14 protein-coding genes are annotated in these 14204 nt (G+C 68.3%); all 14 read left to right on the top strand.

Annotation, left to right across the window (positions count from 1 at the left end; genetic code table 11):
- Positions 1–6: 6 nt before the first annotated feature.
- The 14 genes from ACI48I_RS07615 to ACI48I_RS07680 all read left to right on the top strand — a co-directional run bounded on the left by ACI48I_RS07615 (position 7) and on the right by ACI48I_RS07680 (position 14136).
- Positions 7–2826: a formate dehydrogenase subunit alpha gene (locus ACI48I_RS07615; RefSeq protein ID WP_193685308.1), complete on the top strand. Its 2820-nt coding sequence runs from the start codon at positions 7–9 to the stop codon at positions 2824–2826.
- 43 nt (positions 2827–2869) lie between these two features.
- Positions 2870–3553 carry a formate dehydrogenase FDH3 subunit beta gene (gene fdh3B, locus ACI48I_RS07620; protein WP_227496418.1) on the top strand — a complete coding sequence of 228 codons (684 nt, stop codon included), beginning with the start codon at positions 2870–2872 and terminating at the stop codon, positions 3551–3553.
- On the top strand, positions 3550–3768 hold the full coding sequence (locus tag ACI48I_RS07625; protein ID WP_193685309.1) for a hypothetical protein: 219 nt from the start codon (positions 3550–3552) through the stop codon (positions 3766–3768). The genes fdh3B and ACI48I_RS07625 overlap by 4 nt, the downstream gene beginning before the upstream one ends.
- 9 nt (positions 3769–3777) lie before the next feature.
- Complete coding sequence (locus tag ACI48I_RS07630) at positions 3778–4854, top strand: formate dehydrogenase subunit gamma (protein WP_193685310.1); 1077 nt, start codon at positions 3778–3780, stop codon at positions 4852–4854.
- 8 nt (positions 4855–4862) lie between these two features.
- Complete coding sequence (locus ACI48I_RS07635) at positions 4863–5327, top strand: hypothetical protein (RefSeq protein ID WP_193685311.1); 465 nt, start codon at positions 4863–4865, stop codon at positions 5325–5327.
- Positions 5324–6040 (top strand): hypothetical protein, encoded by a 717-nt coding sequence (locus tag ACI48I_RS07640; RefSeq protein ID WP_498573792.1) that lies wholly within the window; start codon positions 5324–5326, stop codon positions 6038–6040. The genes ACI48I_RS07635 and ACI48I_RS07640 overlap by 4 nt, the downstream gene beginning before the upstream one ends.
- Entirely contained in the window at positions 6040–6480 is a 441-nt protein-coding gene (locus tag ACI48I_RS07645) for a DUF3305 domain-containing protein (RefSeq protein WP_498573793.1), read from the top strand. The genes ACI48I_RS07640 and ACI48I_RS07645 overlap by 1 nt, the downstream gene beginning before the upstream one ends.
- Positions 6481–6488: 8 nt before the next feature.
- Positions 6489–7217 (top strand): DUF3306 domain-containing protein, encoded by a 729-nt coding sequence (locus ACI48I_RS07650; RefSeq protein WP_498573794.1) that lies wholly within the window; start codon positions 6489–6491, stop codon positions 7215–7217.
- Positions 7218–7284: 67 nt separating this feature from the next.
- Positions 7285–8946 (top strand): 4Fe-4S binding protein, encoded by a 1662-nt coding sequence (locus ACI48I_RS07655; RefSeq protein WP_498573795.1) that lies wholly within the window; start codon positions 7285–7287, stop codon positions 8944–8946.
- Between the two features lie 162 nt (positions 8947–9108).
- Positions 9109–10788 (top strand): AMP-binding protein, encoded by a 1680-nt coding sequence (locus ACI48I_RS07660; RefSeq protein ID WP_498573796.1) that lies wholly within the window; start codon positions 9109–9111, stop codon positions 10786–10788.
- Positions 10789–10869: 81 nt separating this feature from the next.
- Positions 10870–11469 carry an RNA polymerase sigma factor gene (locus ACI48I_RS07665; protein WP_227496419.1) on the top strand — a complete coding sequence of 200 codons (600 nt, stop codon included), beginning with the start codon at positions 10870–10872 and terminating at the stop codon, positions 11467–11469.
- Positions 11466–12116, top strand: a complete 651-nt coding sequence (locus tag ACI48I_RS07670; protein WP_498573797.1) for a zf-HC2 domain-containing protein — start codon at positions 11466–11468, stop codon at positions 12114–12116. The genes ACI48I_RS07665 and ACI48I_RS07670 overlap by 4 nt, the downstream gene beginning before the upstream one ends.
- Positions 12113–13447 carry a S8 family peptidase gene (locus ACI48I_RS07675; protein ID WP_498573798.1) on the top strand — a complete coding sequence of 445 codons (1335 nt, stop codon included), beginning with the start codon at positions 12113–12115 and terminating at the stop codon, positions 13445–13447. The genes ACI48I_RS07670 and ACI48I_RS07675 overlap by 4 nt, the downstream gene beginning before the upstream one ends.
- Positions 13444–14136, top strand: a complete 693-nt coding sequence (locus tag ACI48I_RS07680; protein WP_193685319.1) for a TorF family putative porin — start codon at positions 13444–13446, stop codon at positions 14134–14136. Before ACI48I_RS07675 ends, ACI48I_RS07680 begins: the two co-directional genes overlap by 4 nt.
- The last annotated feature ends 68 nt before the right edge of the window (positions 14137–14204 follow it).

Raw genomic sequence — 14204 nt, forward strand, 5'->3', positions numbered from 1 at the left:
GTCGTCATGTCTTTAGTGAAGAGTTCCAACGACAAGGGCCTGAAGCGCCGCAAGTTCCTGGTCGGGGCCGGCGTCGCGGCCGGCGCCGGCGCGCTGGCGCGCCAGCTGCCGCTGAACGTGATCGAGCCGGTCCAGGCCGCCGACGCGGCGGCCGAACCGGTCAAGACGGAACTGAAGCGCACCGTCTGCAGCCACTGCTCGGTCGGTTGTTCGGTGAATGCGATCGTCAGCAACGGCGTCTGGACACGCCAGGAAGCGGCCTTCGAGTCGCCGATCAACATGGGCGCGCACTGCGCCAAGGGCGCTTCGGTGCGCGAGCACGGTTTCGGCGAGCACCGCCTGCGTTACCCGATGAAGCTGGTGAACGGTAAGTACACGCGCATCTCCTGGGACCAGGCGATCAATGAAATCGGCGACAAGCTGCTCCAGCTGCGCCAGCAATCCGGCCCGGATTCGCTGATGATCATCGGCAGCTCGAAGCACAACAACGAACAGGCCTACCTGCTGCGCAAGTTCTCCTCGATGTGGGGTTCGAACAACTGCGACCACCAGGCCCGCATCTGCCACTCGACCACGGTCGCGGGCGTGGCCCAGACCTTCGGCTACGGCGCGATGACGAACTCCTTCAACGACCTGCACTACAGCAAGGCCGTGATGTTCATCGGCTCGAACCCGGCGGAAGCGCATCCGATCTCGATGCTGCACTTCCTGCACGCCAAGGAACTGGGCGCGAAGATGATCGTGGTCGATCCGCGCTTCACCCGCACGGCGCGCTTCGCCCATCACTACGTGCGCGTGCGCCCCGGTACCGACATCCCGCTGGTCTGGGGCATCCTCTGGCACATCTTCAACAACGGCTGGGAAGACAAGGAATACATCGCCGCCCGTACGTACGGCATGGACGACGTGCGCAAGGAAGTGGCGAAATGGACGCCCGATAAGGTTTCCGATATTACCGGCGTGCCGGAAGCCTCGGTGCGCATGGCGGCCGAGATGCTGGCCAAGAACCGCCCTTCGTCGGTGGTCTGGTGCATGGGCATTACCCAGCACCACGTCGGCACCGCGAACGTGCGCGCGCTCTCGATCCTGCAGCTGGCGCTGGGCAATATCGGCGTGCCCGGCGGCGGCGCCAACATCTACCGCGGCCACGACAACGTGCAGGGCGCAACCGACGTCGGCCCGAACGGCGACTCGCTGCCCGGCTATTACGGTCTGGCCGAAGGCGCCTGGAAACATTTCTCCAACGTGTGGGGCGTCGACTACAACTGGATCCTGTCGCGCTTCGGCTCCAAGGAGCTGATGGAAAAGCCGGGCATCACGGTCTCGCGCTGGTTCGATGCTGTCAACGAACAAAACCAGTTCGTCGACCAGCCGGCCAACCTGAAGGCGGTGTTTTACTGGGGCCACGCGCCGAACAGCCAGACCCGCTTGCCGGACATGAAGGCGGCCATGCAGAAGCTCGACATGCTGGTCGTGATCGACCCCTATCCGAGCATGACGGCGGCCATGCACGGCCGCACCGACGGCGTCTACCTGCTGCCGGCGGCCTCGCAGTTCGAGACCCAGGGTTCCTGCACCTCGTCGAACCGGTCGATCCAGTGGCGCGAGCGCGTCATCGCACCGCTGTTCGAGTGCAAGACCGACCACGAGATCATGTACCTGTTCGCCAGGAAGCTCGGCTTCCACAATGAACTGTGCAAGAACATCAAGGTCGTGCAAAACGAGCCGGTGATCGAGGACATCCTGCGCGAAATCAACCGCTCCTGCTGGACCATCGGCTACACCGGCTGCTCGCCGGAGCGCCTGAAACTGCACATGGAGAACAAGCACACCTTCAATCCGACCACCATGCTGGCCGAGTCCGGTCCCTGCAAGGGCGACTATTACGGCCTGCCGTGGCCGTGCTGGGGCACGCCGGAAATGAAGCACCCGGGCACCCCGATCCTGTACGACATCAACAAGCCGGTGGCGAAGGGCGGCCTGCCGTTCCGCGCCAACTGGGGCGTCGAACACAATGGCCAGACCCTGCTGGCGGCCGACGGCTCGACCAACAGGGATTCCGAGCTCGACACCGGCTACCCGGAATTCGACCATGTGTTCCTGAAGAAATTGGGTTGGTGGTCCGAGCTCACGCCCCAGGAGCAGGCCATGGCCGAGGGCAAGAACTGGAAGACCGACAATTCGGGCGGCATCATCCGCGTCGTCATCGCCCACGGCTGCGCGCCTTTCGGCAATGCGCGCGCCCGCTGCAATGTCTGGAACTTCCCGGATCCGGTTCCGACCCACCGCGAGCCGCTGATGTCGCCGCGGCGCGACCTGGTCGCCAAGTACCCGACCTACGACGACAAGGCCAATTTCCTGCGCCTGCCGACGCTGTACAAATCGGTGCAGGAAGTCGACTTCTCCAAGGACTTCCCGATGATCATGACCTCGGGCCGCCTGGTCGAGTACGAGGGCGGCGGTGAGGAAACCCGCTCCAATCCCTGGCTGGCCGAACTGCAGCAGAACATGTTCGTCGAGGTCAATCCGAAGGACGCGGTCCAGTCGGGCCTCAAGCTGGGCGACTATGTCTGGATCGAAACGCCGACCGGTGCGCGCCTGAAGATGATGGCGATGGTCACCGAGCGGGTTCCGGTGGGCATGGTCTGGGCGCCGTTCCACTTCGGCGGCTGGTGGATGGGCGAGGACCTGGAGCGCCACTATCCCGAAGACGGGGCGCCGACGGTGCGCGGCGAAGCAATCAATACCGGCTGGACCTATGGCTACGACGCCGTCACGATGATGCAGGAAACCAAGGTTTCGCTGTGCCGCCTCGTGCGCGCGTAGTAGACCATACGACGAGACCTCTGGACAGGAACAGGAGACGAACATGTCCGCAAGGATGAAATTCATTTGCGATACCGAGCGCTGCATCGACTGCAACGGCTGCGTTACCGCATGCAAGAACGAACACGAGACGCCCTGGGGCGTGAACCGGCGCCGCGTCGTCACCATCAACGACGGCGCACCGGGCGAACGCTCGGTGTCGATCGCCTGCATGCATTGCACCGACGCGCCTTGCCTGGCCGTGTGCCCGGTCAACTGCATCTATCACACCGAAGACGGCATCGTCCTGCACAGCAAGGACCAGTGCATCGGCTGCGGCTATTGCCACTATGCCTGCCCGTTCGGCGCGCCGCAATTCCCGTCCACCGGCCTGTTCAACCACCGCGGCAAGATGGACAAGTGCACCTTCTGCGCCGGCGGTCCGGAGCCGGATACCTCGGAAGACGAATTCAAGAAGTACGGCCGCAACCGCATCGCCGAGGGCAAGCTCCCGGCCTGCGCGGAAATGTGCGGCACCAAGGCGCTGCTGGGCGGCGAGGCCAACCTGATTGCCGACATCTACCGCCAGCGCGTCGAGACGCGCGGCTACGGCCCCGAGCTGTGGGGCTGGAAGATCGCCTACGGCCCGAACAAACGCGGCGGCCCGCGCAAGGCGACCGGCGACCTGCCGCGCGTGAACCAGAAACCTGGCGACAGCCAGAACGATCCGGGGAGCCTGCCGACATGAAAAAACTGACTCTCCTCGCGGCGTTGCCGCTCGTGCTCGCCCTGTCCGGTTGCCTCGAAGTCGAACAGCATCCGGCCTGGGTGAAAGGGCAGTACGCGGGCAAGAAGGACACCCGCCATTTCCAGACGCTGTTCCATAACGACAAGCTCTCCTGGAGCGCTGCGATCATCAATCGCAACAACCAGCAGAACGAGTACAACCGCGCCAATCCCTAGGAGACCGCCATGCGAGCTCAATTCAATGCCGTGCGTGCGATCCTTGCGTTGATGCTGGCCTTGCTCGTGCCCGCGGCCTTTGCGGGCGTGCCGAACAAGGACGCGAGGCCGGCCTATGCCGAAGAGCAGACCATGCTGCAGGTCGAAGGCGACTCGCGCGTGCGCGAACCGGGTCTGGACGAGAGCGCCTCGGGCCGCGTCCATATCGACCGCCACTACCTCGGCCAGTACGGCAACAACGAGGCGAATGTCATCGTCCAGCGCGGCGGCAATACCTGGCGCTTCCTGCGCAATGGTCCGCTGGCGCTGATCGCCGGAACCATCCTGCTGGCCGTGCCGCTGCTGCTGCTCGTATTCTATAAAGCCTTCGGTCCGGCGCCGTTCGATCCGGCGCCGTCCGGACGGCGCATCCACCGCTTCAACAGCTGGGAACGCACCGTGCACTGGGCCACGGCCTTTGCCTTCATCGCGCTGGCCGTCACCGGGATCATCATCATGTTCGGCAAGAACATCCTGATGCCGTGGATGGGGCACACGCTGTTCTCCTGGGTCGCGATCATCTCGAAATACCTGCACAATGTCGTCGGGCCGCTGTTCGTCCTGTGCTCGATCCTGATGATCTTCACCTTCCTGCGCCGTAACTTCTTCAATCGCATCGACTGGCAGTGGGTGAAGCAGGGCGGCGGACTCATCTCCCATAAACACGTGCCGGCCGGCTTTTTCAATGCCGGCGAAAAGAGCTGGTTCTGGTTCGGCGTCGTGATGCTCGGCCTGGTCATGTCGATCACCGGCCTGATCCTCGACTTCGTCACCTTCGGCCAGACCCGTTACGTGATGCAGATGGCGAACTACCTGCACATCGGCGGCGCCACGCTGTACATGGCGGCGGCCATGGGCCACATCTATATCGGCACGATCGGTACGCCGGGCGCCTACGACGCCATGCGCCACGGCAGCGTCGACGAAAACTGGGCCAAGGCGCACCACGCGCTGTGGTACGAGGAAGCCAGATCGGGCGCCGCGCCCGACACCACGCGTCCGGGACAGGTGCCGCCGGCGGCGCCGCGTCCGGGACCGGCACACTGAGGTCAACGATGAAAGTATCCACACTCGCTCTTGGCATCCTTGCCGCCTGCATGACGCTCGCCGGCTGCGACCGCGGCCACGCCAACCCGAAGGACGGCGTGATCCAGACCAAATTCCCGGGTCAGGTCACGGCCGGTGGCGGCACCAGCGGCCAGGTGATGGCGCGCAGCAGCAAGCCTGAAACCAACGCCGCCTATGCCGGCGGCACGCCGGGCATCGCCGGCGGCTCGGGCGGCACCACCGGCGGCGCGGCCATGGGCGGCACCGTCACCGAGACCGGCCAGGGCCCGTCCTCGGGCGTGACCGCGCCGGTCAGCGGTGGGGCGCCGGGCAACAAGCCTGCGGGCGACTACGGCACCAAGGCGGCGAACGCCCCGGCGGCCGGCGTCACCCCGGTCGGCGCCGGCAGCGCCACCAACCAGGACAGCACCCCGGCCGCGGCCCCGGGCACGCTGACGGGAGAAAAGAAATGATGCGCATCCGACTGTTGCAGCGCGCACTGGTGCTGGCCTCGCTGGCCACGACCAGCTTTGCCTGGGCCACCTTGCCGGCGCCGACGCCGGCGGCGCAGCAGGCGGCGGCCGCCAAGAAAGCGGCGGCCGATGCCGAAGCGGCAAAGCAGAAGGAATTGCTGGCAGCCTCGATGGAGTCGCTCAGTGCGCGCTGGCGTTCGAATGCCAGCGCCAAGGGCTGGACCACGCACCCGCCGGTGGCGATCGCGGCGGCACCCGCGCCCGCCGCGGCTGGCGCGCCGGGCGCTCCGGTCGCCGGCGCGCCATCGGTCGGCGCAACGTCCGCGGGCGTGCCCGGACCGGGTCCATCGGCCACCGGCGCACAAGGTGGTCCACAAGCGGGCGCAGCGCTGAGCGGCGCGGTGCCGCAGGCGGTCCAGACCACCGGCGTGGCCACCACCGGCACGCCGATGCCAGGCGTCGCGCCGCGCGCAACCGGCGTCTCGGCCAACACGCTCACCGGCACCCCGGCCGGCAATGCGGCCGCCTCGCCTGGTAACGGCGCGGCGCCGCGCAGCCCGCAGGCGATGGAGTCCGCGAACGTGCCGATCAAGAGCGAGAAGCTCGGCACCGCCACGCCGAGTCCGGACGCCAAGAAAATTCCGACCCAGGCAGTGCCGAAGGGCGCTTCGCCGGCTGTCGACAAGGGCAATGCAAAAGAGGTAAAGCACTGATGAAAATGGCCAGCATGCCGATCGCGGTGATCATGCAGCGCCGCGCGCTGCAGCACCGCTGGGCCGACGAGGCCTGGTCCGCCGTCGGCGTCGTGCCCGACCGCGGCAACCTGCCGCGCCTGCAGATACTCGGCGAAAGTCCGGAGCGCGACTATTACCTGGTCTCGGGCCTGGAACTCGAGCTCTACACGGACGAACACGAAGGCTATTACGAGAACGTGATCGCGCCCGAATCGAAAGTGTTCGTACTGTGGCGCATGGAAGACGGCCGCGCCATGCCTGCACGCGCCTCGGTCAGCTATGTCGAAGGCACGCGCATGTTCGATTCCGGCGAATCGGCCGACGGCGTGACGATGCCGGCCGAAATCTACGCCTGGGTCGCCGGCTACCTGCGCGAGAACTACACGCCGAAGCCGCGCCGCGGCCGCCAGCACGGGTAGGAGCATTGATGCCCGAAGAAGGATTCCTGCGCCGCTGGGCGCGCATGAAGGCAACCGGCGAGGCTGGCAGCGACGCTGCCCCGGCCGAAGCGAAGCGCCCCGGGCCGCCCGCCGCAGCCCCTGCGCCTGCCACCGTCCCCGAACCCGTGCAAGCGGCGCCCGCCGGCGAGCCCGCCGCCGGGCCTGCAGCTTCCGCTCCCACGCTCGAGGACGCTGCCCGGCTGACGCCCGCTTCCGACTTTTCCGCCTTCGTCAGCCAGGGCGTGGACAAGGACGTGCGCCGCCTGGCGCTGAAAAAACTGTTCGCCGATCCCCATTTCAAGGTGCTGGACCGGCTCGACATGTACATGGACGACTACAACAAGCCGGACCCGGTGTCGGCCACGATGCTGGCGGCGCTCGAGCACGCGCGCGGGGTCTTGCGCCGTCCGGAAGAGGTGCAGGCCGAGCTGGCAAGGCTGGCCGCGCGCGACCGGCCCGCCGACGCGGCAGCCCGGGCCCTGGAGGCGGAGCTCTCCGAGGTGCCGGACGTCGACGAGCAGGCCGCGGCGGCAGGGGAGCAGGCAGCGCCCGGGATTGCTCTCGACGAACCCGCCGCGGACATGCCTGTCCGGTCCGACCCGGCAAGCGGCGCAGCGCCCATGCCGCAGCCGCTCCCGGCGCTCCCCATCGAGCCCGCCGTCGACACCATTGCACTCCCCAGCCTGGGCGCGCACAATGCAGAGGCACGCCCGTGATTGTCATTGAAGCCCAGGCCAGTCTCCACCAGCAATTCACTCAAGCGCATTTCAACCAAGGTAACGCATGAACATCCGATTTCTGGAAGGGCAGGCCGGCGATCCGCTGCAGGAACGCCGCAACGCCCTTGCCAAGACCGCCGCCATCCTCGCAGCCGACGCCATCGCGCCCTTCGAGCCGGCCGCCTCCGTCAGCTACCGCTCGGGCGGGCGCACCCTGGTCGTCGGCAGCTCGCTGCAGGCCCTGGCCTGGGCCGAGCACCTCGCAAGCAGCCTGCCGGTCACGCTGCTGCTGCTCGACAACGTCGACGTCGGCGAGCGCCTGTACCCAGTCTTCGTGGCGCGCGCGGTGGCCGTTGCCGGCTGGCTCGGCGCCTTCGAGGCGCGCTGGCAGGCACCTGGCCAGCCGGCCCAGCAGGGCAAGTTCGACCTCGTGTTCGACCTGTCGCCGAGTCCGCTGATTTCGACCCATCAGCATCCGCACGGCTATTACGCGCCGGGCCCCGACGAGGGCGCCCGCCGCGCGGCCGCCGCCGAGATGATGGAGATGACGGGCGACTTCGACAAGCCGAAGTATTTCGCCTACAAGGAACGCCTGTGCGCCCACAGCCGCAACGGCCTGACCGGCTGCAACGCCTGCATCGAGATCTGCTCGGCCAAGGCCATCGTCGGCGACGGCGACCGCGTCAAGGTCAATCCGTATTTGTGCGCCGGCTGCGGCGCCTGCGGCACCGTCTGCCCGACCGGCGCGATGAGCTACAACTATCCGTCGCCGGCGCACACGGGCAGCCGCATCAAGGCCGCGCTGCGCGCGTATGCCGAGGCCGGCGGCCAGGACCCGGTCCTGCTGTTCCACAGCGATGGCGGCGCGCCGTTGCTCGAGGCGGCAATCGACGCCGTGCCCGGCCGCGTGATCCCGATGGCCCTGCATCACACTGCCTCGACCGGCATCGACCTGTGGCTCACGAGCCTGTCCTATGGCGCCGCCGGCATCACGGTGCTGATGACCGAGGCCGAAGCCCCGCAATACGCGGCCGCGCTCGACACCCAGATGCGCGTCGCCCAGGCCGTGCTCGATGGACTCGGCTATGCCGGCCCGCACTTCCAGCTGCTGCGCGTCGCCGGCCCGCAGGAACTGACGCTCGCCCTGCAGCACGCGCCGCGCGGCGAAACCCCGGCCCAGCCCGCGACCTTCAACCTGGCCCAGGACAAGCGCAATACGCTCGACTACGCGCTCGACCATTTGTTCCGCCATGCGCGCCAGCAGCCGGACGCCGTGCCGCTGCCGGCAGGCGCCCCCTTCGGCGCGATCGCGGTCGACAAGCAGGCCTGCAGCCTGTGCATGGCCTGCGTCGGCGCCTGCCCGTCCTCGGCCGTGATGGACACGCCGAACGCGCCGCAGCTGCGCTTCGTCGAGCAGAACTGCGTGCAATGCGGCCTGTGCGCGAATACCTGCCCTGAAAACGCGATCACCCTGGTGCCGCGCATGGCCTTCGGCGAAACGCGCAAGCAGACCGTGCTGCTGAACGAATCCCAGCCTTTCCACTGCATCCGCTGCAGCAAGCCTTTCGGCACCCTGCACATGATCGAAAACATGCTGTCCAAGCTGTCGCAGCACGGCGCCTTTGCCGGCAACCTCGATCGCCTCAAGATGTGCGGCGATTGCCGCGTGATCGACATGATGCAGCCGGAGGGCGAGCTGTCGGTGCCGCTGCGCCGCCCACGCTGATCTCCCCGAAGAGCCGGCCGGGTTGCCCCGCGCCGGCCTTCCATGTACACCTGCCGCGCGCCGCCAAGCCATGGCACAATGTGCGCAAACTGACAATAAAAGCCGAGCCATGTCCTTCCGGGATGGGACCAGGCTGCCCCGCAACTGCGCACAGGAGACACCATGACCCCTTACCAGCGTTTCGTCCAGGCACGCGACTTCTTGCAACAGCACCGCACCGACTACGACACCGCCTACCGCGACTACCAGGCTCCGAAGCTCGATACCTTCAACTGGGCGCTCGACTTCTTCGACCACGAAGCGAGGGACAACGAAACCCCGGCGCTGTGGGTGGTCGGGGAGGATGGGCGCGAGCAGAAAATCTCCTTCGCGGACATGTCGTCCCGTTCGAACCAGGTCGCGCAATACCTGCAGCAATGCGGCGTCGAACGCGGCGACCGGGTTCTCCTGATGCTGCCGAACCGGGTCGAACTCTGGGAAATCATGCTGGCCGGGATCAAGCTCGGCGCCGTGCTGGTGCCGACGACGATGCTGGTCTCGACCGCCGACCTGCAGGACCGGATGGCGCGCGGCCGGGTGCGCCACGTGATCGCCCAGGTCTCCGAGGCGCACAAGTTCGAAGGCATCACCGGCAACTACACGCGCATTGCCGTGGGCGGCAGCCTCGACGGCTGGCACGACTTCGACGATTGCCGGCGCGTGCTGAGCGTCTTCACGCCGAAGGGCGAAACGCAGGCCCACGATCCGCTGTTGCTGTACTTCACCTCCGGCACCACGGCCCAGCCGAAACTGGTGCTGCACAGCCACCAGAGCTATCCGGCCGGCCACCTGTCGACCATGTACTGGATCGGCCTGCAGCGCGGCGACGTGCACTGGAACATCTCCTCGCCGGGCTGGGCCAAGCACGCCTGGAGCTGCTTCTTCGCGCCCTGGAACGCCGGCGCCACCGTATTCGTCTATAACTACGAACGCTTCAGCGCCAAGGCGGCGCTGGAAACCGTGCAGCGCTGCGGCGTCACCTCGCTGTGCGCGCCGCCGACGGTCTGGCGCATGCTGATCAAGGAAGATCTGAGCCAGTGGAAGCCGCCGCTGCGCGAACTGGTGGGGGCGGGCGAGCCGCTCAATCCCGAAGTCATCGAACAGGTCGAGCGCGCCTGGGGCATCCGCATCCGCGACGGCTTCGGCCAGACCGAAACCACGGCCCAGATCGGCAACCCGCCGGGCCAGACCGTGAAACCGGGCTCGATGGGCCGCCCGCTGCCCGGCTACAGCATCGCCCTGCTCGACATCGACGACCAGCCGGCGCAGGAGGGCGAGATCTCCGTGAAGCTCGATCCCCGCCCGCTGGCGCTGATGCTGGGCTATGAAGGCGATGAGGAAAAGACGGCGGACGTGATGCGCGCCGGCTTCTATCACACCGGCGACACGGCCCTGGTCGACGAGGACGGCTATTACTTCTACGTCGGCCGCAACGACGACGTCTTCAAGTCGAGCGACTACCGCATCAGCCCCTTCGAGCTGGAGAGCGTGCTGGTCGAACACGAGATGGTGCTGGAAGCGGCCATCGTCCCGAGTCCGGACGCGCTGCGCCTGTCGGTGCCGAAGGCCTTCATCACGCTGCGCCAGGGCGTCGAACCGAGCGCCGCGCTGGCGAAAGAGATCTTTGCCTTTGCGCGCGAGCGCCTGGCGCCGTACAAACGTATTCGCCGCATCGAATTCCGCGAGCTACCGAAGACGATTTCCGGCAAGATCCGGCGGGTCGAGCTGCGCAAGCAGGAGGCGGTGCGCGACACGGCGCCGGGAACGGGCGTCGAGTTCCGCGAGGAGGAGCTCGGTAACTGATCCCCAGCCGGGTGCAGGGACGGCGGGCTTGAACTTTTTTGCCGCGGCGGGGTATTCACCGAAAACAGCGGAGATGCAGGCGTGGATTGCCGGACCCATGAAACGCAGCCCGCCGCGCGGCTGGCGGAAACAGGCCAGGACCGCGACGCCGAGCTGGTCGGCCTGGTGGCGGGCGGGGACCGGCACGCCTTCGAGGTCCTGTACCGTGCCTATTTCCCGCGCCTGACGCGCTTCCTGCACCGGATGACGCGCAGCGTGCAGCTGATCGAGGAGATCGTCAACGACGTCATGCTGGTCGTCTGGCAGAAAGCCGACAGTTTCGACGGCAGTTGCAAGGTTTCGACCTGGATTTTTGCGATTGCCTACCGCAAGGCCTGCAAGATGCTGCACAAGCTCGACGATCCGCTCGATTCTTTTCCCGATGCGCTCGCATCCGAGGCGAGTTGCCAGCCGGAGCGCCGCTTCGAGCAGCTGAGCCTGGCGCACGCGCTGGGCGACGCCCTCGACACCTTGCCGCTGGCGCAACGGGCCGCGTTCCAGCTGACCTTTTATCACGACATGAGTTGCGCGGAGATTGCCGATATCATGGATTGCCCCGTCAACACGGTCAAAACCCGGCTGTTCCACGCCCGGCGCCGCCTTGCCCTGCTGTTCGAAGGCCAGCTGGAGGGACGGCCATGAACGGGCGTTCCGGCATGGATGGCGACGCGGCCCACCGCGCAACCCGGGACGCCTTGCCCTGGCTGCTGAGCGGTCGGCTCGGCGGCGCCGAGCTGGACGCGGCGCAGGCCCATCTTGCCGGCTGCGCCGCCTGCCGTGCCGATTTCCAGCAACTGCGCCGCCTGCGCGAGGCGGCAGCGGCGCCCGACCCGCAGTGCGACCCGGACGCCGCACTGGGCCGCTTGCTCGCGCGCATCGACGCGCCGGTCCAGCCGCCGGCGGACGTTTCCCCACCGCTGACGCTGCGGGGGCGGGCCGCCAACGATCCGCGCTGGCTGCGCCGCATGGCGCTCGTCCAATGCGGCGTGATCGTGCTGCTGGCCTTCCTGCTGGCCCGGCCGGGTCCGCCCGCCGACAGCTTCCGCGGACTGGGCGCGGCGCCCGCGGCGATGGGGCAGGCGGTGGTCGTGTTCCGGCCCGAGACCGCCGAGCGCGAGCTGCGCCGTATCCTGCGCGCCAGCGGGGCGCGCGTGGTCGGCGGGCCGACCGTGACCGATGCCTGGCTGCTGGCGCTGCCGCAAGCCGATGCGGCGGCGTCCCTGGCCAGGTTGCGCGCCGAGCCGGCGGTACTGCTGGCCGAATCGCTCGGCGCCACGGGCCACCCATGATCCGGGCCCGCATCGCGGCCCTGGTGCTGGGGCTGTGCACGCTGCTCGGCACGGCGCAGCGCTGCGCCGCCCAAGCCGCAGCCGAGGACGCCCAGCCGGCTTCGCCCGCCGCCGCGCGCGAGGCCGAGCCGGCCGCGCGCCAGCTGCTGGTCATGCTGCGCCTGCCGCCCCGGCATTTTCGTCCCGACAGCGCCTACGGCAGCGGCTATGGCGGCGACGGCACACGTGCCGCGCGCCGTCGCCTCGCCGAGGAACTGGCCGGCGCCCATGGGCTGAAACTGGTGAATGCCTGGCCGATGCCGGCGATCGGCGTCGACTGCTTCGTGATGGAAGAGGCGGGCGGCGTTCCGGCCGGGCGCGCCCTGGCGGAACTGGCGCGCGATCCGCGCGTGCTCTGGGTGCAGCCTGTCAGCCTGTACGAGGGCCTGGACGGCGGCGATCCCTTGTACGCCGTCCAGCCGGCCGGCCGCGACTGGCAGCTGGCGGCGCTGCACCGCGCCAGCACCGGACGCAAGGTGCCGGTGGCCGTTATCGACAGCGGTGTCGACAGCGCGCATCCCGACCTGCTGGGACAGGTGGCGCTGCGCGAGAATTTCGTCGATGCCGGCCCGGACGCCGCCGAAGCGCACGGCACGGCGGTGGCGGGCATCATCGCAGCGCGCAGCGGCAACGGCGTCGGCATCGCCGGCATCGCGCCGGACGCCAGGCTGATGGCCTTGCGCGCCTGCTGGGAGCGCCCGCATGCGCCGGTCCGCTGCAACAGCTTTACCCTGGGCCGGGCCATCAACTATGCGCTGCTGCATGGCGCCAGGGTCATCAACCTGAGCCTGAGCGGGCCGCCCGACCGATTGTTGCAAAGCCTGCTCGACGCGGCCCTGGCGCGCGGCATCGCGGTGGTCGGCGCGGCCGATCCGCGCCGCGCCGATGGCGGCTTTCCGGCCTCGCATCCGGGCGTGATTTCCGTGGCGGCGGCGGGAACGGGCGCGGCGCCCGGCGCGCTGCATGCGCCGGGCGCCGACATCCCGACCTGCATGCCGGGCGCGCGCTGGGCATTGGTGAACGGGTCCTCGTTTGCGGCGGCGCATGTGTCGGGCCTGGCCGCCCTGCTGGTCGAACTGCGGCCCGCGCTGACGCCGGCCGGCCTGCGCAGCCGCCTGAGCGAGGCGGGGGCGGGCGTGGCGGCCTTCTCGCTGAACACGCGACAAGAACCGGGACAGCAAGCCGAACGAACTGGTAGCATAGACGCATGCGCAGTCATCGGGCGCGCCGCCGGAGCCTGTGTCTGCCCATGCCCCTCGACTGTCGCGATCACTGCCGAAAAAGCCCCTTGATCCCTGGCCGCCGGGTCGTGCCCGCGGCCTGCCGCGCCGTCTTCCTGCTGTCCTTGTTCGCACTGGCGCCCGGCGCCCAGGCGCAGACGGCCGCCACCTTCAGCGTCGTGTCCGAATACAGCCTGCGCGGCCTCTCGCTCAGCAGCGGCCGCGCGGAGCCGCAGCTGCGCATCGACCAGGACAGCAGCGATGGCTGGTACTGGGGAGCCTTCGGCTCGCGCGTGCTCCTGCGCGCCAGTCCCGCCAGCGCATTGGCGATCGCCTACGCCGGCTATGCCCGGCGCCTGGCCTCCGGGCTGGGCTGGGATGCCGGGGTCAGCCGCGTGGTGTTCCTGCGCGACGGCCGCAGCAATTACCTCGAGGTGTATGCCGGGATCAGTTCCGATCGCGCCGGCGCGCGGGTGTCGCTGTCGCCCCATTATTACGGCGAGGGCCGCACCGCCTATGCCGAAGTGAACGGCGACTGGCCGCTGGGCGAGCGCTTGCGGCTGACCGGCCACGCCGGCCTGCTGCACTGGCTGCAGGACTATGGCCGCGCCGCGCGCAACCGCATCGACCTGCGCGCCGGCCTGGCCGCCGACATCGGCGACTTCAGCGTCGAGATCGGCCTGCAGGCGCGCCAGCGCGACCCCGGCCTGGGCGCCGCGCGGGCGCGTGCGCTGTTCGCCAGCGCCAGCCTCGGCTTCTGACGGGCAGCCTTTTGCGCCGCGACGCTTGAACCTTGCGCGGGCCGGCGGGCATTAACGGGGGATCATCC

The organism is Massilia sp. LXY-5, from assembly GCF_059801075.1.

What these genes read in the sequence shown, in the direction of transcription:
- ACI48I_RS07640 (WP_498573792.1), top strand. Translation starts at nt 5,324, where the DNA reads ATGATGCGCATCCGACTGTTGCAGCGCGCACTGGTGCTGGCCTCGCTG.
- ACI48I_RS07670 (WP_498573797.1), top strand. Translation starts at nt 11,466, where the DNA reads ATGAACGGGCGTTCCGGCATGGATGGCGACGCGGCCCACCGCGCAACC.
- ACI48I_RS07645 (WP_498573793.1), top strand. Translation starts at nt 6,040, where the DNA reads ATGAAAATGGCCAGCATGCCGATCGCGGTGATCATGCAGCGCCGCGCG.
- ACI48I_RS07635 (WP_193685311.1), top strand. Translation starts at nt 4,863, where the DNA reads ATGAAAGTATCCACACTCGCTCTTGGCATCCTTGCCGCCTGCATGACG.
- ACI48I_RS07630 (WP_193685310.1), top strand. Translation starts at nt 3,778, where the DNA reads ATGCGAGCTCAATTCAATGCCGTGCGTGCGATCCTTGCGTTGATGCTG.
- ACI48I_RS07655 (WP_498573795.1), top strand. Translation starts at nt 7,285, where the DNA reads ATGAACATCCGATTTCTGGAAGGGCAGGCCGGCGATCCGCTGCAGGAA.
- ACI48I_RS07675 (WP_498573798.1), top strand. Translation starts at nt 12,113, where the DNA reads ATGATCCGGGCCCGCATCGCGGCCCTGGTGCTGGGGCTGTGCACGCTG.
- fdh3B (WP_227496418.1), top strand. Translation starts at nt 2,870, where the DNA reads ATGTCCGCAAGGATGAAATTCATTTGCGATACCGAGCGCTGCATCGAC.
- ACI48I_RS07615 (WP_193685308.1), top strand. Translation starts at nt 7, where the DNA reads ATGTCTTTAGTGAAGAGTTCCAACGACAAGGGCCTGAAGCGCCGCAAG.
- ACI48I_RS07625 (WP_193685309.1), top strand. Translation starts at nt 3,550, where the DNA reads ATGAAAAAACTGACTCTCCTCGCGGCGTTGCCGCTCGTGCTCGCCCTG.
- ACI48I_RS07650 (WP_498573794.1), top strand. Translation starts at nt 6,489, where the DNA reads ATGCCCGAAGAAGGATTCCTGCGCCGCTGGGCGCGCATGAAGGCAACC.
- ACI48I_RS07660 (WP_498573796.1), top strand. Translation starts at nt 9,109, where the DNA reads ATGACCCCTTACCAGCGTTTCGTCCAGGCACGCGACTTCTTGCAACAG.